The sequence below is a fragment of the Actinoplanes sp. NBC_00393 genome (assembly GCF_036053395.1).
In the GTDB taxonomy this organism is placed as follows: domain Bacteria; phylum Actinomycetota; class Actinomycetes; order Mycobacteriales; family Micromonosporaceae; genus Actinoplanes.
In genome coordinates this window covers 9,172,760-9,193,430 of the sequence record NZ_CP107942.1, presented here as the reverse complement: position 1 = coordinate 9,193,430, position 20,671 = coordinate 9,172,760, and the positions used below count along the sequence as shown (strand labels likewise).

Sequence of the window (20,671 nt, the reverse complement as noted above, 5' to 3'; positions counted from 1 at the left end):
TTCGTCGTGGCTAGCCGCGTGCGGGAGGTGTTGCAAAACCGACTCCGGCGCCGCCCACGCGGACGTGGGCGGCGCCGGCCTCAGCCGTACGGATCAGGCTTTTCGTCAGCTGAAGGTCAGCTGATGCCCGCGTCCGTGCAAGCCTTGGCGAAGTCGGCGGTGCAGAGCTCCTCCTTGGTGACGAAGCCGTCAGCGACGACGTCCTTCACGTTCGCCTTGGTGATCGACTGCGGGTCGAGCAGGACGGCCTTGACGTCCTTGCCGGACTCCACGTCCTTCACCGTGTCGGTGGCGGTGGACGGCGCCTGCTGCTTGGCCAGCGCGATCGCCAGCTCGGCCGCGGCGTCGGCCTCCTTCTTGATGGCCTTGTAGACCGTCATGCACTGGTCACCGGCGAGGATGTTCTGCAGACCCTGCACGGTGGCGTCCTGACCGGTCACCGGGACCTGGCCGTTCAGCTTGTTCTTCTTCAGCACCTGGATCGCGGCGTTGCCGAGGCCGTCGTTCGCGGCCAGGACACCCTTGATCGCCTTGTTCGAGGTCAGCTGCTGCTCGAAGATGGTGCCGGCCTGGGCGTTGTCCCAGTCCGGAACGGCCTCTTCCGGGCCCTGCACGTACTCACCCGAGTCGAACTTGGGCTTCAGAACCGACTGGTAGCCCTCCTTGAACAGGGTGGCGTTGTTGTCGGTGGGCGAACCGTGCAGCTGCGCCACGACCGGCTTGGTGGCCTTCAGGTCGGTGAGGCACTGGACCAGGCCCTCGCCCTGGAGCTTGCCGACCGCCACGTTGTCGAACGACACGTAGTAGTCCGCGCCGCCGTTCAGGGTCAGGCGGTCGTAGTCGATGGTCGCGATGCCCGCGGCCTTCGCCTTGTCCAGCACGGCCTTGCCGGTGCCGGAGTCCAGGTTGACGATCATCAGAACCTTGACGCCGCTGGTGATCATGCCGTCGGCGATCGTCTGGAACTGGGTCTTGTCACCCTGGGCGTTCTGGATGTCGGCCTCGACACCGGCCGCCTTGAAGGCCTCGGTGAGGTACTTCAGGTCGGCGGTCGCCCAGCGGGCGGAGCTCTTGGTGTCGGGCAGGATCACGCCGACCTTGCCCGCCGAGGCGGCGTTGCCGCTGCCGCTGTCGGTGCCGGAGTCGCCGCTGTTGTCGCCGCATGCGGCCATGCTTCCGGTGGCCATCAGGCCGACCGCGGCAAGGGCGAACAGTCCCTTACGCATTCCTTATGTCCTTTCGGGGGGTAAATCCGGGGCCTTGGTTCGGATTTGTCAGGGTCGCGTTGCCTGGGAGTACCGCTCCCCTGGGTGACGCCGATGGATCAGGAACCGGTTTGTTGTGCCCGGCAACGTATTCCCATCGTGGCCGACAACACAAGCCGCAACGAGGGTCTATCCCGTAACGAGGGATAACAATCCGGCAACACAGCAGCGTCGCAAGGGTCCGCTGAGCGCCTGGAAGGTGCTTCCAGAGATCCCACGAGGTAACGCTAGGTAACATTCGTGTCCGGTGGGACGAGAACCCCTAAGAACAGACCTTTTCGTCCGCTGACTACGATCGCGCGACCGGTGCGGATCAACGGGACTCAGCCCCGGATCGGCGCCAGCGTCGCCCCGGTCAGCCGGAGCAGATCGCCCGGCGAGAGCGCGACCTGAAGCCCGCGACGGCCCGCCGAGACATACATCACGTCCAATCCGGATGCCGAGTCGTCGACCACCGTGGGCAGGCGCTTGCGCTGGCCGAGCGGACTGATCCCGCCGCGCACATAACCGCTGCTGCGCTCGGCCGCGACCCGGTCGGCGAGCGCCGCGCGCTTGCCCCCGGCCGCGGCGGCCAGCGCCTTCAGGTCCAAATCGCCGGTCACCGGCACGACGCCGACGACCAGCCGCCCATCGACCTCGGCGATCAACGTCTTGAAGAGCCGCTCCGGCTCGACGCCGAGGGCCTGCGCGACGAGAGCGCCGTAGTTGGGCGCCTCCGGGGAGACCTCGTACGGATGGAGGGTGTGTGGAACCCGTTCCGCGGTCAGCAAGACGGTGGCCGGCGTACCGGCCGCTTTCTTGGCCATGGGCGCACGCTACTCCGGTGAACGATCACCAGGCGCGCCCGATAACCACCTGTTACGACGTTGTTGTCAGAAGCGCGAGCGGTGCCCCGTCCACCCGGGTGAGCACCAGACCGGCCGCGTTCGGCCCGGACAGCTTCAGATCCCGGCGCAACTGGTCGGGGATCAGCGCCGAGCCGCGCTTGCGGATCTCCAGCCGGCCGACGCCACGCTCGCGCAACAGCGCCCGCAGCCGCTTCAGGGAGAACGGCAGCACGTCGGTCACGCCGAGCCGCCGGCCGTACGGAGTGTCCACCGGCTCGTCGGTGTAGACGTAGGCGATCGACGGGTCGGCCAGCCGTCCACCGATCGTCTCGGCGAACTCGGCGACCAGGTGCGATCGGACCACCGCCGGGTCGGGGTCGTAGATCCAGGCGCCGATCGGCCCGACCGGCGCGGCGTCGGTGCCGGAACCGGTGAGTTCCGCGGTGTCCCGGCCGAGCAGCGTGGCCCGGCGGGGCGCCGCGGCCAGCGGCCCGCACCAGAACGCCGCCTCCACCAGGTCCCCGCCGACGCTCACCCACTCCCCCTCGGCACCCGGCGGCAGCAGCCCGTGGTCGATCCCGGGGGCGAGCTTGAGCACGGTACGCGGCACCCGGCCGGCCAGCCCGATCACGAAGTCCCAGGGCGGCGAGTACGCCTTCGGGTCGAACACCCGTCCCCGGCCGGCCTGCCGCCGGGCCGGGTCGGCGAAGACCGCGTCGTAGCCCTCCACCTCCACCGTGGTCGCGTCGGCGCAGGCCACGGTGATCAGGTCGGCCAGCCCGGCGGCTTCGGCGTTCGCGGCCGCCATCGCCGCGGTCGAGGGATCGGCGTCCACGGCGTACACCCGGATGCCCTGACGTGCCGCCGCCAGCGCGTCGGAGCCCAGCCCGCAGCCCAGGTCGGCCATCGTTCGCACGCCGGCGGCCGCGAGGCGCCTCGCTCGCCGGTCGGCGACCACCGCTCGCGTCGCCTGCTCCAGTCCGGCCCGGGTGAAGAACATCCGCGCCGCGTCCGGCCCGAACTTCATCGCCGCGCGCTCGCGCAAACTAGCCTGGGTCAAGGCGGCTGCGGCGAGCTCCGCGCCGATGCCCCGGGCCCGCATGGCCGAGGCCGCGGCGAGTGGCTCACCGCCGCCGATCTCGGCCGCCACGGCCAGGGCTTCCGCCCCTTCCGGGGTACGCAACAACGACAACGGCTCAGAGGTCACACCAGGCATTCTCCCTGGCGTGACAGGTTGGCACTCTGGTTGACGGAGTGCTAGTTCCGGAATAGTCTCCGGTTAGCACTCTCAACATGAGGGTGCCAGCCGCCCGGCCCGTCCGTGCGGTTAGGCACCAGGCGGACCGGCACCCGCGACGACGGCCCCGCCCGGTGGCATGAGGCATCAGACCGGCCTGGTTCAAGGCCGGCGAAACCTGTACCCAGGAGGGTATGCCCGTGACTACCGCGACCAAGGTTGCGATCAAGCCGCTCGAGGACCGCATCGTGGTCCAGGCGAACGAGGCCGAGACCACCACCGCGTCCGGCATCGTGATCCCCGACACCGCGAAGGAGAAGCCGCAGGAGGGCACCGTCCTCGCTGTCGGCCCCGGCCGGATCGACGACAAGGGCAACCGCGTTCCGCTCGATGTCAAGGTCGGCGACGTGGTCCTCTACTCGAAGTACGGCGGCACCGAGGTCAAGTACGCCGGCGAGGAGTACCTGGTGCTCTCCGCCCGCGACGTCCTCGCGGTCATCGAGAAGTAAGACCTAACTGACTGCGCAGACGCCCTGTTCCGACGAAATCGGGGCAGGGCGTCGGTGCGTGAAGGGACCAATGCATGGCGAAGATTCTCAGCTTCTCTGACGACGCCCGGCACCTGCTGGAGCACGGCGTCAACACGCTCGCCGACACGGTCAAGGTCACTCTCGGCCCGCGCGGGCGCAACGTCGTCCTGGACAAGAAGTTCGGCGCTCCGACGATCACCAACGATGGTGTGACCATCGCCAAGGAGATCGAGCTCACCGACCCGTACGAGAACCTTGGCGCGCAGCTCGTCAAGGAGGTGGCGACCAAGACCAACGACGTCGCCGGCGACGGGACCACCACCGCTACCGTGCTCGCGCAGGCGCTGGTCCGCGAGGGCCTGCGCAACGTGACCGCGGGCGCGAACCCGATCGGCCTCAAGCGCGGCATGGACCAGGCCTCCGAGGTCGTGTCCAAGGCTCTGCTGGGCAAGGCCGTCGAGGTCGCCGACCACAAGGCGATCGCCAACGTGGCCACCATCTCCGCCCAGGACGCCACCATCGGCGAGCTGATCGCCGACGCGATGGACCGGGTCGGCCGCGACGGTGTCATCACCGTCGAGGAGGGCTCGGCGCTGCACACCGAGCTCGAGGTCACCGAGGGTCTCCAGTTCGACAAGGGTTTCATCTCGCCGAACTTCGTGACCGACGCGGAGTCTCAGGAGGCGGTGCTCGAGGACGCACACATCCTCATCACCACCCAGAAGATCTCCAGCATCGAGGAGCTGCTCCCGCTGCTGGAGAAGGTGCTGCAGGGCGGCAAGCCGCTGCTGATCATCGCCGAGGACGTCGAGGGCCAGGCGCTCTCCACCCTCGTGGTGAACTCGCTGCGCAAGACCATCAAGGTCGCCGCGGTGAAGGCGCCCGGTTTCGGTGACCGCCGCAAGGCGATCCTGCAGGACCTGGCGATCGCCACCGGTGGCGAGCTGATCGCCCCCGAGCTCGGCTACAAGCTCGACCAGGTCGGCCTCGAGTCGCTGGGCAGCGCCCGGCGGATCGTCGTCGACAAGGAGAACACCACCATCGTCGACGGTGGCGGTCAGGCCTCCGAGGTCGCCGACCGGGTCGCGCAGATCCGCAAGGAGATCGAGGCGTCCGACTCCGACTGGGACCGGGAGAAGCTCGCGGAGCGGCTGGCCAAGCTCTCCGGCGGCATCGCGGTGATCAAGGTCGGTGCCGCGACCGAGGTCGAGATGAAGGAGCGCAAGCACCGCATCGAGGACGCCATCGCGGCGACCAAGGCGGCCGTCGAGGAAGGCACCGTCCCCGGCGGTGGCGCCGCCCTCGCCCAGGTCGCCAAGGAGCTCGACGGCGGTCTCGGCCTCACCGGCGAGGAGGCGATCGGTGTTGCGATCGTCCGCAAGTCGCTGGTGGAGCCGCTGCGGTGGATCGCGCAGAACGCCGGTCACGACGGCTACGTCGTGGTGGGCAAGGTCAACGAGCTGGGCTGGGGCCACGGCCTCAACGCGGCCACCGACGAGTACGTCGACCTGGCCGCGGCCGGCATCATCGACCCGGTGAAGGTGACCCGCAACGCGGTCTCCAACGCCGTCTCGATCGCCGGTCTGCTGCTGACCACCGAGAGCCTCGTGGTCGAGAAGCCGGCCGAGCCGGCCCCGGCCGCTGCCGGTGGACACGGTCACAGCCACGGTCCGGGTGGTCACGGCCACCAGCACGGCCCGGGCTTCTGACCGAGCACTCACACGCAGGGCGCGCCGGCATGCCGGCGCGCCCTTTGCGTTGCTCGGCCGGGCAACGTGGCTGGTTGACAGGGCTGTTCCGGCGTCGCTCAAACAGCCCTGTTGACCAGCCACGGGTCCGGGCTGCCCTGCCAGGAGCGCCACAGAGCCGCGTACGCCCCACCCGCCGCCACCAGCTTGTCGTGCGGCCCGACCTCGACGATCCGGCCGTCCTCGACCACCGCCACCCGGTCGGCGTCGTGTGCCGAGAACAGGCGGTGCGCGATCGCCACCACCGTGCGGCCGCGCACCACCGCCGCCAGGGACCGTTCCAGGTCGCGGGCCGCCCGTGGGTCCAGCAGCGCGGTGGCCTCGTCGAGGACCAGCGTGTGGGGATCGGCGAGGATCAGCCGGGCCAGCGCCACCTGCTGCGCCTGAGCGGGCGACAGCAGATGCCCGCCGGCGCCGACCACGGTGTCCAGCCCGTTCGGCAGGCGGTCCACCCAGTTCTGCGCGTGCATGGCGGTGAGCGCTGCGCGTACCTCGCCCTCCGGCACGCCGGGACGTGCCATCGCGACGTTGTCGCGCAGCGTGCCGATGAAGATGTGATGTTCCTGGGTGACCAGCGCGACCTCGGCACGCAACCGTTCGGGCGGCAGTTCCCCGAGCGACACCCCGCCCACCGTGACGATGCCCCTGGTCGGCTGGTACACGCCGGCGAGCAGGCGGCCCAGAGTGGACTTCCCGGCGCCCGAGACGCCGACCACGGCCAGCCGCTCGCCCGGTTCCAGGATCAGGTCGACGCCGTGCAGTACCTCGCGATCGGCCTGGTAGGCGAAGTGGACACCGCGCATCTCGATGCGGTTGTCGGGGATCTCCGGCACGGTCGCCGGCATCGGCGCCGCCACCGCTGCGACACCGAGCAGCCGGGCCAGCGAGGCCGCGCCGACCTCCAGTTCGTCCAGCCAGCCGGAGAGCCGGTCCAGCGGGTCGACCAGCAACTGGACGTAGATCACCGCCGAGGTCAGCTGGCCCAGGGTCACCAGGCCGCGCAGGTTCAGCCAGCCGCCGTAGAGCAGGGTGACCGCCACCGGCAGGACGTAGCTGATCTCGATCATCGGCCACCAGACGGTACGCAGGAACAGCGTGTACCGCTCAGCCCGCCAGGACTTCCGCAGGTCCTTGTCGGTCCGCTCGATCCGCTGCCGCTGGCGACCCAGCGCCTCGACGGTCCGCGCGCCCTCGACCGTCTCGCTCAGTCCCTCGGTCACGTCCGAGTACGCCGCGTTCTGCCGCAGATACGCGGACGGCGCCCGGCGCAGATACCAGCGCGTGCCGATCACCATGATCGGCACGCCGATCAGCAGTGGCACCGCGAACAGCGGACTGACCAGCAGCAACGCGACGACCACCAGGACCAGCGTGATCATTGCGATCATGGTTTCCGGCACCGCGAACCGGACGCACTTGGACAGCGCGTCCACGTCCCGGGTGGTCCGGGTCAGCAGGTCACCGGTGCCCGCCGACTCCACTGTGGCCAGCGGCAGGGTCAGCACCCGGCAGAGGAACTCCTCGCGGAGCCGGGCCAGGATCCGCTCCCCGAGACGAGCCGAGGCGAGGTACGCGAACCGGGTCAGGATCCCGCGCAGCAGCACGAATCCCGCGATCGTGAAGATCAGCCGGTCCAGTGCCGCGACGGTGGCGCCGTCGCGGATGGCCTCCACCAGGTTGCCGAGCAGCCGCGGCCCGGCCAGGGCGGCCAGGGCGGCGGCGACGTGCAGGCCGACGGTCGCCCGGAACAGGGCCGGGTAGCGGCGGACCAGGTCACGCGCGTACCGGCGGACCTGTACCGAGTCCGCCACCGGCAGCGCGCGGCTCACGGCTGATCCTCACGCTGCACCATCCGGGCGTACCGGGGATGGGATCGGAGCAGGTCGGCATGCGATCCGGCGGCGACCACCCGGCCGGACTCGAGGTAGCAGACGCGGTCGACGCGGCTCAGCACCAGCGGGCTCGACGTGCAGATCACCGTCGTACGCCCGGCGCGCATCTCCCGTACCCCGGCCGCGATCCGCGCCTCGGTGTGCGCGTCCACCGCGTTCGTCGGCTCGACCAGGATCAGGATCTCCGGGTCGGCGACCAGTGCCCGGACCAGCCGGAGGCGTTGCTGCTGCCCGCCGGAGAAGGAGCGTCCGCGCTCGTCGACCATGTTCCGCACACCGTCCGGCAGTTCCTCGACGATGTCGGTCGCGGCCGCGGCCTCCAGTGCCGCCTCGAGAGTGCCCCGGTCGTAGGGATCCAGGTCGGCCCGCAACCGGCCGGAGAAGAGCCGGGCCTCGTTCTCGACGACCAGGATCCGCTCCCGCACCGAGGCCAGGGTCACGTCCGCCAGCGGTACGCCACCGAGGGTCGCCCCGTCCGCGTACCGGCCCAGCCGATCGGCGATCCGGGCCGCGTCCACCGGTTCCGCCGCGACGATCGCCGTGAACCGGTTCGCCGGGATCCGCAGTCCCGAGTCCGGGTCGGCCAGCTCACCGGCCGGCAGCGGTCCTGCCCGCGGCGCATCGGGCAGGTCGCTCTCCACCCCGAGCATCGCCACCACCCGGCGGGCCGAGACGTGGCCGCGGGTCAGCTTGTCGATCGCGTCGGTGAGCTGCCGCAGCGGCGCCACCAGGAACGCCGCGTACGCGTAGAACGACACGAACTGCCCGACCGTGATCTGCCCGTTCGACGCGAACCGTGCCCCCACCAGGGTGACCGACACCAGCAGCGCCCCTTGGAGCAGCACCTGCGCCGCCTCGAGCAGAGCTTCCACCCGCGCGGTGTAGACCCCGGCCGCCCCGAGCTGCTGCGACTCCTGGCGGTAGCGGCTCGCCATCAACGCCTCGCCGCCGACGCCGCGCAGCACCCGCAGACCGGAGACCAGGTCGGCGGCCCGGCTGGTGAGCAGCCCCTGCTTCTCCCGGTACGCCTGCTGGCGCCGGTGCAGGGGACGGATGAGCAGGCTCACCACCAGCATCAGCAGCGGCACACCGATCACCACGATCAGGCCGAGCGGCACCGACGTACGCAAGAGCAGGACGGTGACCGTGACGACCGCGAGCACCGCGCCGACACCCCGGGAGACGATGTCGACGGCCGCGCCGATGTGGGTGATGTCCGAGGTGCCGATCGCCACGACCTCACCGGCGTCGAGCCGGCGCGGCAGGGTGGAACCGAGCCGGTTCGCATGCCGGACCACCGCCTGCACCGTCCGGAACGACGCGCCCAGCCAATTCACCACGGCGAACCGGTGCCGGCAGATCCCGGCCACCGCCTGCGCGGCGCCGACCCCGAGCAGGATCGCGACCCAGCCGAGCAGGGCACGCCAGTCGCGGTCCACGGCCGCGTCGACGGACAGGCCGACGACCGCCGGAGCCAGCGCCTGACATCCCATCCAGGCGATCGCGAGCAACGCAGCGGCGATCGTCGTCAAGCGGGCGGACCGGACCAACCAGTACAGATAACGCAGGGCGGACCGAGAGTCGGGCAGGCCGGGATCCGGCTCGGGCAGTGAACCTTTTTCCACCTGGCTTCGAGCCCAACGGCGCCGGGCCGTTGACCGCTTCCAGGTACTGCCGGCCTCGCCACGTTGAAAAAGGTTCATTCGCATCAGGCCCCGACGGTAAAGCCGAGGTGCGAGTACTGCGACTGCTCAGCGATCGACGGGCGTGAAATCCCAGACGTGCGGAGCGCGTGCTACCAGCTTCTCTGGCGGCGTCGGCATGCTTTGCGGGGTGTTTCGCCATTTGGTGATGACGACGATGCGATGATCCGTGGACGAATAGACGTCACTCGACACATGTTGTGGCAGGACCTCCAAGCCAGGCACCGCCGTGTCGCAGACCCAGGCCAGCAGCTCGTCGAAGCCACTGCGCGAGGCCCGCACCTCCCACATCCGAGCGATCATGAAGGCTTCCTACCCCGGCACGCTGACCGTGGTCAAACCCATCGCGGAATCCGCCGGCAGATCGAGACGGCTCGGAGCGACGCCGGCCGCGACGAGATGCGAGCCGAGTGCCGCGACCATCGCTCCGTTGTCGGTGCAGAGCTGCGGGCGGGGTACGCGTACCGCGATCCCGTGTTTAGCAGCGCGTTCCTCGGCGAGCACCCGCAGTCGCGAGTTCGCCGCCACGCCGCCACCGATCACCAGCGTCTTCACGCCGCTGGTCCGGCACGCGTCGATCGCTTTCGCGGTGAGCACGTCGCAGACCGCCTCCTGGAAACTGGCCGAGACGTCCGCGATCGGCACCGGCTCCCCGGCCCGCTCCCGGCTCTCCACCCAGCGGGCCACCGCGGTCTTCAGACCGGAGAACGAGAAGTCGAACCGGTGCGCCGCGAGATCCTTGGGCGCGGTGAGCCCGCGCGGGAAGGCGATCGAGACGGGATCACCGTCGCGGGCGGTCCGGTCGATGATCGGCCCGCCCGGGAAACCGAGCCCCAGCAGACGGGCCACCTTGTCGAACGCCTCGCCGGCGGCATCGTCGATGGTCGCGCCGAGCGGAGTGACGCCCGCGGTCAGATCGTCGACCAGCAGCAGGGACGAGTGCCCGCCGGAGACCAGCATCGCCACCGCGGGCTCGGGCAGCGGGCCGTGCTCCAAAGTGTCCACTGCAACGTGCGCAGCCAGGTGGTTGACCCCGTAGATCGGTTTCTCGGCGGCCAGCGCGTACCCCTTCGCCGCGGCCACACCGACCAGCAGGGCGCCGGCCAGGCCGGGCCCGCTGGTCACCGCGATCGCGTCGACGTCGGCCAGGGTCACGCCGGCCTCGTCGAGCGCCCGCTGCATGGTCGGGACCAGGGCCTCCAGGTGCGCGCGGCTGGCCACCTCGGGCACCACCCCGCCGAACCGGGCGTGTTGATCCACACTGGACGCCAGCGCGTCGGCGAGCAGGGTGTGCCCGCGCACGATGCCGACACCGGTCTCGTCGCAGGAGGTCTCGATCCCGAGGACCAGGGGCTCGTCAGGCATCGCGCATCATCACCAGGGCGTCCGTATTGGTGGGTTGGTAGTAGCCACGCCGGATCCCGACCGGCTCGAAGTCGTAACTGGCATAGAGCTTCTGCGCCGGGGCGTTGTCGACCGCCACCTCGAGCAGCGTCCGGCGCGCCCCGCGGCGGGCCGCCTCGGCGAGCAGATCGTCGAGCAGCAGCCGCCCGATGCCGCGCCGCTGAGCGTCCCGCCGGACCGCGATGTTCTGCACCCAGGACTCGTCGGCGTCCACGACAGACAGACCCGCGTAGCCGAGCACCGGCCCACCCGGCTCGTCCACCGCGACCCGGTAGAAGTGCCGCTGCGCCAACTCGTTCCAGAACATCGCGGCGGACCACTTCTCGGGGCCGAACAGGTCCTCCTCGAGCGGCAGCACCTCCTCGATGTGCCACCAGCGGAGCTTCTCGACCAGCATCAGGTCAGCACCGGCTTCCGCCCGGCCGGCTCGACGGCATCCGGGCGCCGCAGGTAGAGCGGGATGAGCGCCTCGCTCGGCGCGGCGTCGCGGATCCGCGACGCCGCGATCGCCACCAGCGCGGCGCCGGGCGGATGAAGCAGGTGTTCCTCCACCGGTACGCCGAAGACGTCCCCGTATTTCAGCGCACCCTCACCGGCCGACTTGTCCACGACCTCAGCCAGCGGTCCCACCAGCCCTGCCACGTCGCCCGGCCGCGCGACCTCCGGGCCGAACACCCGCTCACCGTCCCGGTACGTCGCGAAGTAGACCTCGCGCCGCCGCGCATCAGTCGCCACCAGCACCCGGCCCGGACCGGCAGCCCGGCCCAGCGCGTCCAGTGAGCACACGCCGTAGGTCGGGATGCCGAGCGCCTGGCCCATGCTCGCCGCGGTGGCCAGCCCGACCCGCAGCCCGGTGAACGGCCCCGGGCCGACGCCCGCGACGATCGCCCCCAGGTCGCGCGGGCGCGCCCCGGCTGCTTCCAGGGCCGCGGCGATCTCCGGGGCGAGTTTCTCCCCGTGCGCACGCGGGTCGACCGTCCGCTGCTCGGCCACGCCGAACAGGCTGTCAGCGGTCACTTCGACCAGCGCGGCCGTCGACGCGGGCGTGGCGGTGTCCAAAGCGAGTACCAGCACAGCGTGACCCTAGACCGTGGCCCGCGGGTCCCAGTCGATGACCGGCCGGCCACCGTCCGCCAGGGCCTTGTTGGCCGCGCTGAACGGCCGGCTGCCGAGGAACCCGACCCGGTTCAGCGGGCTCGGGTGGCCGGCCTCGAGCACCACGTGCGCCGGGTTGGTGACCAGCGCCGCCTTCTTCCGCGCGTAGCTGCCCCAGAGCAGGAAGACCACCCGCTCGTTCCGCTCGTTCAGCGCCCGGATGGTGGCGTCGGTGAACGCCTCCCAGCCCTTGTTGCCGTGCGAGCCGGCCTTGCCCGCGCGCACGGTCAGCACCGCGTTGAGCAGCAGCACGCCCTGCCGGGCCCAGCCGGTCAGGTCACCGCTCGCCGGCTTGGGAACGTTGAGATCCTCGTTGAGCTCCTTGAAGACGTTGCTCAGCGACGGCGGTTTGCGCACCCCGTCCCGCACGCTGAAGCTCAGCCCGTGCGCCTGCCCCGGCCCGTGGTACGGATCCTGGCCCAGGATCAGCACCCGGGTCTGCGCCGGCAGACACAACCGGTACGCCGTGAACAGGTCCTCCGCCGGCGGGTAGACGGTCTGGGTCGCATACTCCTCGGCGACCCAGGCGCCCAGGGCGGCCGTGGCCGCCTCGTCGAGGTGGGGGGCCAGCTCAGCGCGCCACTCGGCGGGCAGCAGCTCGGTCAGGTTCACATGGTCTCCAGTCGGTGTGCCCAGTCGCCCCCGTGGGGAACGAGGTCGATGACCCGGGTGTCGTCGTCCAGCCGATCGATCCGGACCTGTAGATATTCGTCGTTGAGCTGCTCGACCAGCCCGGCGCCCCACTCGACGACGGTCACCGCGTCCTCCGCCGAGGCGTCCAGGTCGAGGTCGTCGATCTCGGCGCGCGGGTCCGGGCGTTCCCCCAACCGGTACGCATCCGCGTGCACCATCGGCACCGGGCCCCGATGCACCCGGGCGATCACGAAGGTCGGCGAGGTGATCGGACCCTGCACGCCCAGCCCGGCGCCGATGCCCTGCACCAGGGCGGTCTTGCCCGCGCCGAGCGGACCGGTGAGCAACACCAGATCGCCGGCCCGGAGCACACCGGCGAGCCGCCGGCCGAACTCCCGGGTGTCGTCGACGGTCCTCAGCTTCACGAGATCTTCTCCAGGAACGGGATCAGCGCGGCGTTGACCTGGTCGGCTTTCTCCAGCATCACCACATGGCCGCTGTTCTCCACCTTCAACAGCTCGGCCTCGGGAAGGTTCTTCAGAATCTCCTCGGAGTGGGTGACGGGAGTCAGATAGTCCCGATCGCCGACCACGACCAGCACCGGCACGCCGCTCAGCGCCGACAGCGCCGGGATCCGGCTGTGGGTGTAGAGAGTCTGCAGATATTTCGTGAGCGTCTCCACCGACGTCTTGGAATTCATGCTCTCCACGAAGGTGACCAGCGACGGGCTGGGCTTGGCCTCACCGAACCCATACCGCCGGGTGAGCAGCCAGGCCAGGTCGGAGGAGACCACCCGGGCGCGGTCGATGGTGCCGCCGCCGAGTTGGGCGGCCTTGTCCCACAGCGGGAAGAAGGGGGCGCTGACCCGGGCCACCATGTTGGTCAGGCCGAGCCGGGCCTTGTCGAACAGGCCGGCCGAGGTGGACATCAGCACCACACCGGTCACCCGGTTGCCGAACCACTCCGGATACTGCTCGGCGAAGGCCATGATGGTCATCCCACCCATCGAGTGGCCGACCAGGATGATGTGCCCGTCCGGCACGGTCTCCTCGAGCACCGCGGCGAGCGAGCGGCCCAGCGCCGCGATGTCGTAGGTCCCCGATTTCAGCTTGCCGGAGCGGCCGTGCCCGGGCTGGTCGTAGAAGACCAGCCGCTGCTCGGCCCGCTCGGCGAGCGCCTTGCGCTGGAAGTAGAAGGTCCCCATGTCCAGCGCGAAGCCGTGCACGAAGACGATGGTGGGCCGGTCGGTCGGCTGGGCCGGCTCGACGACCTCGACGTGCAGGTCGGTGCCGTCCGCCTCGGTGACGGTCAGCTCGCGGTCGAAGGGCTGGTCACCGAACGGCTCGTCGACATAGGGGTCGCCGGGTGCGTTGACCGATCGGCGCACCAGCGCCCGCTCGACGGCGAACGCCGTGGCCAGACCGGCCGCGGCGACACCGACCGCGGCCCCGAATATGCCCGCCCGCTTGGCGGCACGCGAACGACTCACGCGAGCTCCCCGTCGTAGTGCCGGGGCACCCGGCTGCTTCCGAACCTGGTGACGATCTCGTAATTGATCGTCCCGGTGGCGGCGGCCCAGTCGTCGGCGGTGGGCTCACCATCGGCGCCGGGGCCGAAGAGGGTGGCCACGTCCCCGGCCACCACCGGCTCGTCACCCACGTCGACCACCACCTGATCCATGCAGACCCGGCCGGCGATCCGGGCGACCGTGCCACCGATCCGCACCGGACCCGCGCTGGACGCGTGACGCGGCACGCCGTCGCCATACCCCATCGGGACCACGGCAAGCGTGGTCTCCCGCGGAGTGACGTAAGTCAATCCATAGGACACGCCCTGGCCGGCCGGAACGCGCTTGGTCAGCATCACCCGGGCCCGGGCGGTCATCGCCGGCCGCAGACCGAAGGTGTTGCCGGCGACGGGCGACAGCCCGTATGCCGCGATGCCGACCCGCACCATGTCGAAGTGGGTGTCCGGGCGGGTCAGGGTGGCCGCCGAGTTGGCGAGGTGGCGGTAGCGGGGCGAGATCCCGTAACGCTCGGCGAGGGCCAGGCCCTCGGTGAAGGCGGCGAGCTGCCGGTCGACCGACTCGTGCCCGGGCTCGTCGGCACAGGCCAGGTGACTCCACACCCCGACCACCTCGAGATCGCCGCCGGCCTGGGCCTTGGCAGCCGCCTCCAGCACGGCCGGCCACTCGGCCGGCGTGGCGCCGCCCCGGGCCAGGCCGGTGTCGAGTTTCAGGTGCACCCGGGCCGGACGACCGGCCCGGCGGGCGGCGGTGACCAGCTCGTCGAGCAGGCCCGGAGTGGCCGCGCTCAGGTCGACGCCGGCCGCGATGCCGTCGTGCAGGGGCAGCCCCGGGCTCAGCAGCCAGGCCAGGATCGGCGCCTCGATGCCGGCCCGGCGCAGCTCCAGCGCCTCGCCGAGGGTGGCCACGCCGAGCCAGGTGGCACCGCCCGCCAGCGATGCCCGGGCGGACGGCACCATGCCGTGCCCGTAACCATCCGCCTTGACGGCGACGAGCACCTCGGACGAGGTGCGCGAGCGCAGCGTCGCGACGTTGTCCCTGATGGCGTCCAGATCGACGCGCACTTCGGCCTGCCACATGCCTCCACCCTACTGAGGCGTATGACAATTCCGGTCCGCCCCGGTCACCCCAGCAGATCGGCCAGAACCGGTCGCAGGGCGGACGCCACGTCCGGAGCGGTCACCGGCCCGTCCAGCGCCGCGCGCCGCCCGGCCAGACCGTGCACGTACGCCGCCGCCACCGCCGCCCGCACCGCCGGCAGACCAGCCGCGAGCAGGGAACCCAGCAACCCGGCCAGCACGTCCCCGGAGCCGGCGGTGGCCAGCGCCGGGCTGCCGGTCGGGTTCGCCCAGATCTCCCCACCCGGGGTTGCCACGATCGTCCGGTCACCCTTGAGCAGGACCACCGCGTTGGTCCACGCGGCCAGCCGGGCCGCGGCTCCCGCGCGGTCCTCGCCCGGCGCCTCACCGGCCAGCCGCTTGAACTCGCCGTCGTGCGGGGTGAGCACGAGCGGGGCGTCCCGGCGCAGGTCCTCGGCGTGCTCGCCGCCGACCAGCAGGGTGATGGCGTCCGCGTCGAGCAGCACCGGCAGCGGGGTGGCCAGCACGCTGCGCAGTTCGGTACGCGCCTCGTCGCCGGTGCCCAGCCCGGAGCCGCAGACCCAGGCCTGCACCCGGCCGGCCTCGGCGACCCGGGGTGCGACCACCACCGACGGGTGCGCGCGAACCACCTCCCGGTGGGCGCTGCCGGCGTAGCGGACCATCCCGGAGGGGCCGGCCAGCGCACCCGAGCTGGAGAGCAGGGCCGCCCCGGGATACTGCGCCGAGCCGGTCGCCAGTCCGACCACGCCGCGGGTGTACTTGTCCGAGGTCGGCCCCGGCTGCGGCCACCAGTCGGCCACGTCCGCCGTCTCGGCGATCCGGACCGCGGGGTCGGTGATCAGAACCGGTCCGAGGCCGATGTCGACCAGCTCGACCTCGCCGCACCGGACCGCGGCCGGGCCCAGCACGTGTGCCGGCTTGAGGCAGCCGAACGTCACGGTGACGTCGGCGGTCACCGCTTCACCGGGGACGTCGCCGGTGTCCACGGCCACCCCGCTCGGCACGTCCACGGCCACCACGAGGGCGCGTTCACCCGTACGCCCGCGAAGTGTGCCCAGGTCTCGCACCAGAGCCGCGGCCGGCGCACGCAGGCCGCCGCTGGCGCCGATCCCAACGATCCCGTCCAGCACCAGGTCGGCACGGGTGGGCAGATCTCGGGTGGTGAAGCCGCCGGCTGCGCGCAGCGCGGCCAGGCCGGCCAGATGAACCCGCTCCGGGGTGATCAGCAGCGCCCGCACCTGAGCACCCCGCTTGGCCAGGGCGGCGCCGGCGTAGAGCGTGTCGCCGCCGTTGTCACCGCTGCCGACCAGCAGCAGAACCCGCGCGCCGTAGACCCCGCCCGTCGCGTCCAGCAGCAGGGCGCAGCGCCGGGCCAGTCCGGCGGCCGCCCGCTGCATCAGCGTCCCCTCGGGGAGCTGCGCCATCAGGGTCTTCTCCGCTGCGCGGACATCCGCGACCCGCCACGCCCGCCGCATGCTGCTCTCCGATCACTCGAACCCGGGACCTCAGGCCTCGGCCACCACCATCGCGGACGCGATACCCCCGTCGTGCGACAGCGACAGATGCCATCGATTGATACCGCGCTCGCCCGCTGCCGCGGCGACCGTACCGGAGACGGTCAACCAGGGCCGGCCGTCCGGATCGGTGACGATCTCGCAGTCGTGCCAGCGCAGCCCGATGGGTGCGCCGAGCGCCTTGGCGACCGCCTCCTTGGCAGCGAACCGGCCGGCCAGCGACTCCGCCGAGCGCGGATTACCCGATCCGGTGAGCCGCTCGGCCTCGGTGAAGAGCCGATCCGCGAGCAACGGGGTCCGTTCCAGAGCGCGGGCGAAGCGTTCCACCAGGACGACGTCAATGCCGACAGACACGATCACACCGGCCACCCTAGCGAGGTACGCACTATCAGTGCTTTCGATCCGGGGGCAACACCTGTGGACACCCGGGGTACGCCGTACCGGCCCGCTGTCCACAGCCCAGCCCCGGGACCTGCTCCGGTTCCTAATGTCGGCGCATCCCGTCGAGGTCCCTGGAGGCAGCTCATGAATCCCGATTTCGAGGTCGACACCACCGGCCTGCGCAGCGACGCCGCCACCCTGGCCGGTACCGCGGCCCGGGTGACCGGCGCGGCCGATTCGGCGCCGCTTCCCGATCCGACCCCACGCTGGTCGACCACCGGTGCCGCGGAGCTGGCCGCGACGGCCGCCCGGCAGCTCCTGACGCAGCTGGGGGCGGACATCGAGGCGACGGCCCGGCAGATCCGGGCCACCGCCGAGGCGTACGAGGAGGCCGACACCCGCGCCGCCAAGCGCCTGCGGCTGAGCCGATGAGCTCGGTCTACGCGCGACTGCGGATCACCGATCCGGCCCGCTGGCGGGCTGCCGCGCTGGCGTGGCGTCGCTGGGCGGCCATCGCGGGGGCGTTCTGCGCCGAGTTCGGGCCGGCCGCCGCCCGGTTGCGGGAAGTCTGGTCGGGCCCGGCGGCCGATGCGGCCGTCGCCCGGCTGGGCGGGTTCCGCCGGCGCATGGTGCTGTTCCGGCTGTTCTGCTGGCGGGCCGATCAGGCGCTCAGCGAGTTCGCCGCGGCGCTGGGCCGGGCCCGCACGCTGCTGGACCGGGCCCGCAGCCGGGCCCAGCAGGCCGGCCTTCGGATCGATGAGAACGGTACGGTCCACGGCTCCGGCGGCGAGTCCGTCGCGGCTGACCTGGCCGCGGCGATCTCGGTGGCCGCTCAGGCCGACGACGCAGCCGCACTCCGGCTGGCCCGTCTCACCGGCGACGCCGATCCATTGGCCGAGCCTGTCCGGCCATCGTGCACCGCCACGCCGGCCGAGGTGCGGCGGTGGTGGGCGGGCCTCACTGCCGCCGAGCGGAACTGGGTGCTGGCCTGCGAGCCCGGCTCGATTGCCGGCACGGACGGCATCCCGGCGGCCGACCGCGATCTGGCAAATCGGCTGCTGCTGGAGCAACACCGTGCCTTCCTCGATCAGCATCGCGCCGAAGCCGGCCGGGAACGACGCGAAGGGCTCGACGAGCTGACCGCCCGATTGGATGACGATGCCGGGCCCCGGGCGTACCTCATGGGTCTGGACACCGCCGGTGACGGCCGGGCCGTGGTCGCGCTCGGCGACCCGGACCGGGCCGCCCACGTCCTCACCCACGTGCCCGGCATGACCTCCGACCTGGCCTCGCTCGGCGGCGAGCTGACCCGGGCCGAACGGGTCGCGGTCCGCGCCGCCGAACTCGGCCCGGCCGAGTCGACCAGCGCGGTGCTGTGGCTGGACTACGACGCGCCGGACTTCCTGCACGAGGCGTTCTCCGACCGGCAGGCCCGGGACGGCGCCGCCGAGCTGCGCCGGTTCCAGGAGGGCCTGCGGACCACTCACGAGGGACCACGCGCGGATCAGACCCTGCTCGGGCACAGTTACGGCTCGCTGGTCGTCGGCGAGGCCGCATCCGGCGAACGGCTGGAGGCTGACCGGGTCGTCTTCGTCGGCTCGCCGGGAGTCGGCGTCGATGAAGCCGCCGAGCTCACCGTCCCGGCGGACCGGGTCTGGTCGTCGACGTCGCTGACCGACCCGATCCAGTACCTCGCGGTCCGCCCCGGCATCGGGGAGTTGTGGTTCGGCGAGAACCCGAGCGGGCCGGACTTCGGCGCCCGGGTCTTCCGCAGCCAGGTCGACGCCGGGCACCTGGGCTACTGGGACGAAGGGCGGCCCGCGCTCGACGCGCTGACCGCCCTCGCTCTCGGTGGGGAGCCGCCTACTCGACCGTGACCGACTTGGCCAGGTTCCGCGGCTGGTCGACGTCGTGGCCGCGGGCCGAGGCGATCTCGCAGGCCAGGACCTGCAGCGGGACCGTGGTCAGCAGCGGGGCCAGCAGCGTGGGGGTGTGCGGCACCGTGATCAGGTGGTCGGCGAAGGCGCGGACGTCCTCGTCGCCCTCCTCGGCGATCACGATGGTGCGGGCGCCACGGGCACGTACCTCCTGGATGTTCGACACCACCTTGTCGCGCATGACACCGCGGCCGGCCGGCGACGGGACCACGCACACCACCGGGGTGCCCTCGTCGATCAGGGAGATCGGGCCGTGCTTGAGCTCACCGGCGGCGAAGCCCTCGGCGTGCATGTACGCCAGCTCCTTGAGCTTCAGCGCGCCCTCGAGGGCCACCGGGAAGCCGACGTGCCGGCCGATGAAGAGGATGGCCGAGGCGGTCCGCAGGTCACGGGCCAGCTCACGGACCGACTCCATCCGGTCGAGCAGGGCGCGCAGGGCGTCCGGGGTGGCCTGGAGCTTCTCGACCACGGCGGCGACCTCGTCGGCGTACATGACGCCGCGGATCTGGGCCAGGTGCAGGCCGATCAGGTAGCAGGCGACCAGCTGGGTGAGGAACGCCTTGGTGGAGGCGACGGCGATCTCCGGCCCGCCGTGGGTGTAGAGGACCGCGTCGGACTCCCGCGGGATGGTCGATCCGTTGGTGTTGCAGATCGCCAGGACCCGGGCCTTCTGCTCCTTGGCGTGCCGGATCGCCATCAGCGTGTCCATGGTCTCGCCGGACTGGCTGATCGCGATCACCAGCGTGGACCGGTCCAGGATCGGGTCCCGGTACCGGAACTCGCTGGCCAGCTCCACCTCGCAGGGGATGCGCACCCAGTGCTCGATGGCGTATTTCGCGACCATGCCGGCGTGGAAGGAGGTGCCGCAGGCGACGATGAAGACCTTGTCGACGTCGCGCAGGTCCTGGTCGGTGAGGCGGACCTCGTCCAGGATGATCTCGCCACGCTCGGAGAGCCGGCCGAGGAGCGTGTCCGCGATGGCCTGCGGCTGCTCGGCGATCTCCTTGAGCATGAAGTAGTCGTAGCCGCCCTTCTCCGCGGCCGACGCGTCCCAGTCGATGTGGAACTCGGTCCCGGTGGCGGGCGTGCCGTCGAAGCCGGTGATCTCGATCCCGGCCGGGGTGATCAGAACCACCTGGTCCTGGCCCAGCTCGATCGCCTCGCGGGTGTGCTCGATGAACGCCGAGACGTCGCTGGCCAGGAAGTTCTCCCCGTTGCCGCGACCGACGACCAGCGGCGAGTTGCGCCGGGCGGCGATCACCGCGTCCGGCACCGCGACGTCGACGGCGAGCAGCGTGAAGGCGCCCTCCAGCCGGCGGACCGTACGCCGCATGCCCTCGGCGAGCAGCGCCGGACCGTCCTCGGCGCCGGACGCGCGCAGCGCCCGGAGCTCGGCGGCGAGCAGGTGCGCTGCGCACTCGGTGTCGGTGTCGCTGCGGAACTCGATGCCGTCGGCCTCGAGCTCGGCGCGCAGCCGGGCGAAGTTCTCGATGATGCCGTTGTGGATGACGGCGACCCGGCCGTCGGCGGACAGGTGCGGGTGGGCGTTGCGGTCGGTCGGGCCGCCGTGCGTGGCCCAGCGGGTGTGCCCGATGCCGCTCACCCCGGAGGTGATGCCGTCCTCGGGGCGCTCGCTCAGCGCCTTCTCCAGGTTGGCGAGCTTGCCCGCCCGCTTCTCGGTCTGGACGACGTCACCGTCGAGGATGGCGACGCCCGCGGAGTCGTACCCGCGGTACTCCAGTCGCCGCAGCCCGTCGAGGACGATGCCCAACGCCGGACGATTGCCTACGTAACCCACGATCCCACACATGCCGGGCAGC

General features: G+C 71.4%; 20 protein-coding genes. 4 read left to right on the top strand and 16 right to left on the bottom strand.

Features of this window, described 5'->3' with window-relative positions; all coding sequences use genetic code 11:
• Nucleotides 1-116: 116 nt before the first annotated feature.
• The 3 genes from OHA21_RS42640 to OHA21_RS42630 all read right to left on the bottom strand — a co-directional run bounded on the left by OHA21_RS42640 (nucleotide 117) and on the right by OHA21_RS42630 (nucleotide 3,308).
• Nucleotides 117-1,226, bottom strand: a complete 1,110-nt coding sequence (locus OHA21_RS42640; protein ID WP_328465084.1) for a sugar ABC transporter substrate-binding protein — start codon at nucleotides 1,224-1,226, stop codon at nucleotides 117-119.
• A gap of 362 nt (nucleotides 1,227-1,588) precedes the next feature.
• The gene (ybaK, locus tag OHA21_RS42635; protein WP_328465082.1) at nucleotides 1,589-2,071 is read right to left on the bottom strand and encodes a Cys-tRNA(Pro) deacylase; all 483 of its coding nucleotides are present in this window, start codon (nucleotides 2,069-2,071) and stop codon (nucleotides 1,589-1,591) included.
• A gap of 52 nt (nucleotides 2,072-2,123) precedes the next feature.
• Nucleotides 2,124-3,308 carry a class I SAM-dependent methyltransferase gene (locus OHA21_RS42630; RefSeq protein ID WP_328465080.1) on the bottom strand — a complete coding sequence of 395 codons (1,185 nt, stop codon included), beginning with the start codon at nucleotides 3,306-3,308 and terminating at the stop codon, nucleotides 2,124-2,126.
• Nucleotides 3,309-3,523: 215 nt separating this feature from the next.
• Between OHA21_RS42630 and groES the strand changes: the two genes are divergently transcribed.
• Together groES and groL are read left to right on the top strand one after the other, a co-directional pair.
• On the top strand, nucleotides 3,524-3,838 hold the full coding sequence (gene groES, locus OHA21_RS42625) for a co-chaperone GroES (protein WP_014440794.1): 315 nt from the start codon (nucleotides 3,524-3,526) through the stop codon (nucleotides 3,836-3,838).
• A gap of 74 nt (nucleotides 3,839-3,912) precedes the next feature.
• Nucleotides 3,913-5,568 (top strand): chaperonin GroEL, encoded by a 1,656-nt coding sequence (gene groL / locus OHA21_RS42620; protein ID WP_328465078.1) that lies wholly within the window; start codon nucleotides 3,913-3,915, stop codon nucleotides 5,566-5,568.
• Between the two features lie 98 nt (nucleotides 5,569-5,666).
• On the opposite strand, the gene OHA21_RS42615 is transcribed toward groL, so the two are convergent.
• The 12 genes from OHA21_RS42615 to OHA21_RS42560 form a co-directional block, all read right to left on the bottom strand.
• Complete coding sequence (locus OHA21_RS42615) at nucleotides 5,667-7,436, bottom strand: ABC transporter ATP-binding protein (protein ID WP_328465076.1); 1,770 nt, start codon at nucleotides 7,434-7,436, stop codon at nucleotides 5,667-5,669.
• Entirely contained in the window at nucleotides 7,433-9,124 is a 1,692-nt protein-coding gene (locus OHA21_RS42610) for an ABC transporter ATP-binding protein (RefSeq protein WP_328465074.1), read from the bottom strand. Before OHA21_RS42610 ends, OHA21_RS42615 begins: the two co-directional genes overlap by 4 nt.
• A gap of 126 nt (nucleotides 9,125-9,250) precedes the next feature.
• On the bottom strand, nucleotides 9,251-9,505 hold the full coding sequence (locus OHA21_RS42605) for a hypothetical protein (protein WP_328465072.1): 255 nt from the start codon (nucleotides 9,503-9,505) through the stop codon (nucleotides 9,251-9,253).
• Nucleotides 9,506-9,514: 9 nt separating this feature from the next.
• Nucleotides 9,515-10,567, bottom strand: a complete 1,053-nt coding sequence (gene tsaD, locus OHA21_RS42600; RefSeq protein ID WP_328465070.1) for a tRNA (adenosine(37)-N6)-threonylcarbamoyltransferase complex transferase subunit TsaD — start codon at nucleotides 10,565-10,567, stop codon at nucleotides 9,515-9,517.
• Nucleotides 10,560-11,003, bottom strand: a complete 444-nt coding sequence (rimI, locus tag OHA21_RS42595; protein ID WP_328465068.1) for a ribosomal protein S18-alanine N-acetyltransferase — start codon at nucleotides 11,001-11,003, stop codon at nucleotides 10,560-10,562. The genes tsaD and rimI overlap by 8 nt, the downstream gene beginning before the upstream one ends.
• On the bottom strand, nucleotides 11,003-11,680 hold the full coding sequence (gene tsaB, locus OHA21_RS42590; protein WP_328465066.1) for a tRNA (adenosine(37)-N6)-threonylcarbamoyltransferase complex dimerization subunit type 1 TsaB: 678 nt from the start codon (nucleotides 11,678-11,680) through the stop codon (nucleotides 11,003-11,005). The genes rimI and tsaB overlap by 1 nt, the downstream gene beginning before the upstream one ends.
• Before the next feature lie 9 nt (nucleotides 11,681-11,689).
• The gene (gene ung / locus OHA21_RS42585; protein WP_328465064.1) at nucleotides 11,690-12,373 is read right to left on the bottom strand and encodes a uracil-DNA glycosylase; all 684 of its coding nucleotides are present in this window, start codon (nucleotides 12,371-12,373) and stop codon (nucleotides 11,690-11,692) included.
• On the bottom strand, nucleotides 12,370-12,819 hold the full coding sequence (gene tsaE / locus OHA21_RS42580; RefSeq protein ID WP_328465062.1) for a tRNA (adenosine(37)-N6)-threonylcarbamoyltransferase complex ATPase subunit type 1 TsaE: 450 nt from the start codon (nucleotides 12,817-12,819) through the stop codon (nucleotides 12,370-12,372). The genes ung and tsaE overlap by 4 nt, the downstream gene beginning before the upstream one ends.
• Nucleotides 12,816-13,883 (bottom strand): alpha/beta fold hydrolase, encoded by a 1,068-nt coding sequence (locus OHA21_RS42575; protein WP_328465060.1) that lies wholly within the window; start codon nucleotides 13,881-13,883, stop codon nucleotides 12,816-12,818. The genes tsaE and OHA21_RS42575 overlap by 4 nt, the downstream gene beginning before the upstream one ends.
• Nucleotides 13,880-14,998, bottom strand: a complete 1,119-nt coding sequence (alr, locus tag OHA21_RS42570) for an alanine racemase (protein WP_328465058.1) — start codon at nucleotides 14,996-14,998, stop codon at nucleotides 13,880-13,882. The genes OHA21_RS42575 and alr overlap by 4 nt, the downstream gene beginning before the upstream one ends.
• Nucleotides 14,999-15,042: 44 nt before the next feature.
• A complete protein-coding gene (locus OHA21_RS42565; protein WP_328465056.1) occupies nucleotides 15,043-16,494 on the bottom strand; it encodes an NAD(P)H-hydrate dehydratase in 1,452 nt (483 codons plus the stop codon).
• Nucleotides 16,495-16,524: 30 nt separating this feature from the next.
• Nucleotides 16,525-16,893, bottom strand: a complete 369-nt coding sequence (locus OHA21_RS42560) for a holo-ACP synthase (protein WP_328465054.1) — start codon at nucleotides 16,891-16,893, stop codon at nucleotides 16,525-16,527.
• 165 nt (nucleotides 16,894-17,058) lie between these two features.
• On the opposite strand from OHA21_RS42560, the gene OHA21_RS42555 reads away from it, so the two are divergent.
• Nucleotides 17,059-17,346 carry a type VII secretion target gene (locus OHA21_RS42555; protein WP_328465052.1) on the top strand — a complete coding sequence of 96 codons (288 nt, stop codon included), beginning with the start codon at nucleotides 17,059-17,061 and terminating at the stop codon, nucleotides 17,344-17,346.
• Nucleotides 17,343-18,791: an alpha/beta hydrolase gene (locus OHA21_RS42550; protein ID WP_328465050.1), complete on the top strand. Its 1,449-nt coding sequence runs from the start codon at nucleotides 17,343-17,345 to the stop codon at nucleotides 18,789-18,791. Before OHA21_RS42555 ends, OHA21_RS42550 begins: the two co-directional genes overlap by 4 nt.
• On the opposite strand, the gene glmS is transcribed toward OHA21_RS42550, so the two are convergent.
• Nucleotides 18,778-20,661, bottom strand: coding sequence for a glutamine--fructose-6-phosphate transaminase (isomerizing) (gene glmS / locus OHA21_RS42545; protein WP_328465048.1), 1,884 nt, complete (start codon nucleotides 20,659-20,661; stop codon nucleotides 18,778-18,780). The two genes, OHA21_RS42550 and glmS, sit on opposite strands and share 14 nt — an antisense overlap.
• Nucleotides 20,662-20,671: the final 10 nt, after the last annotated feature.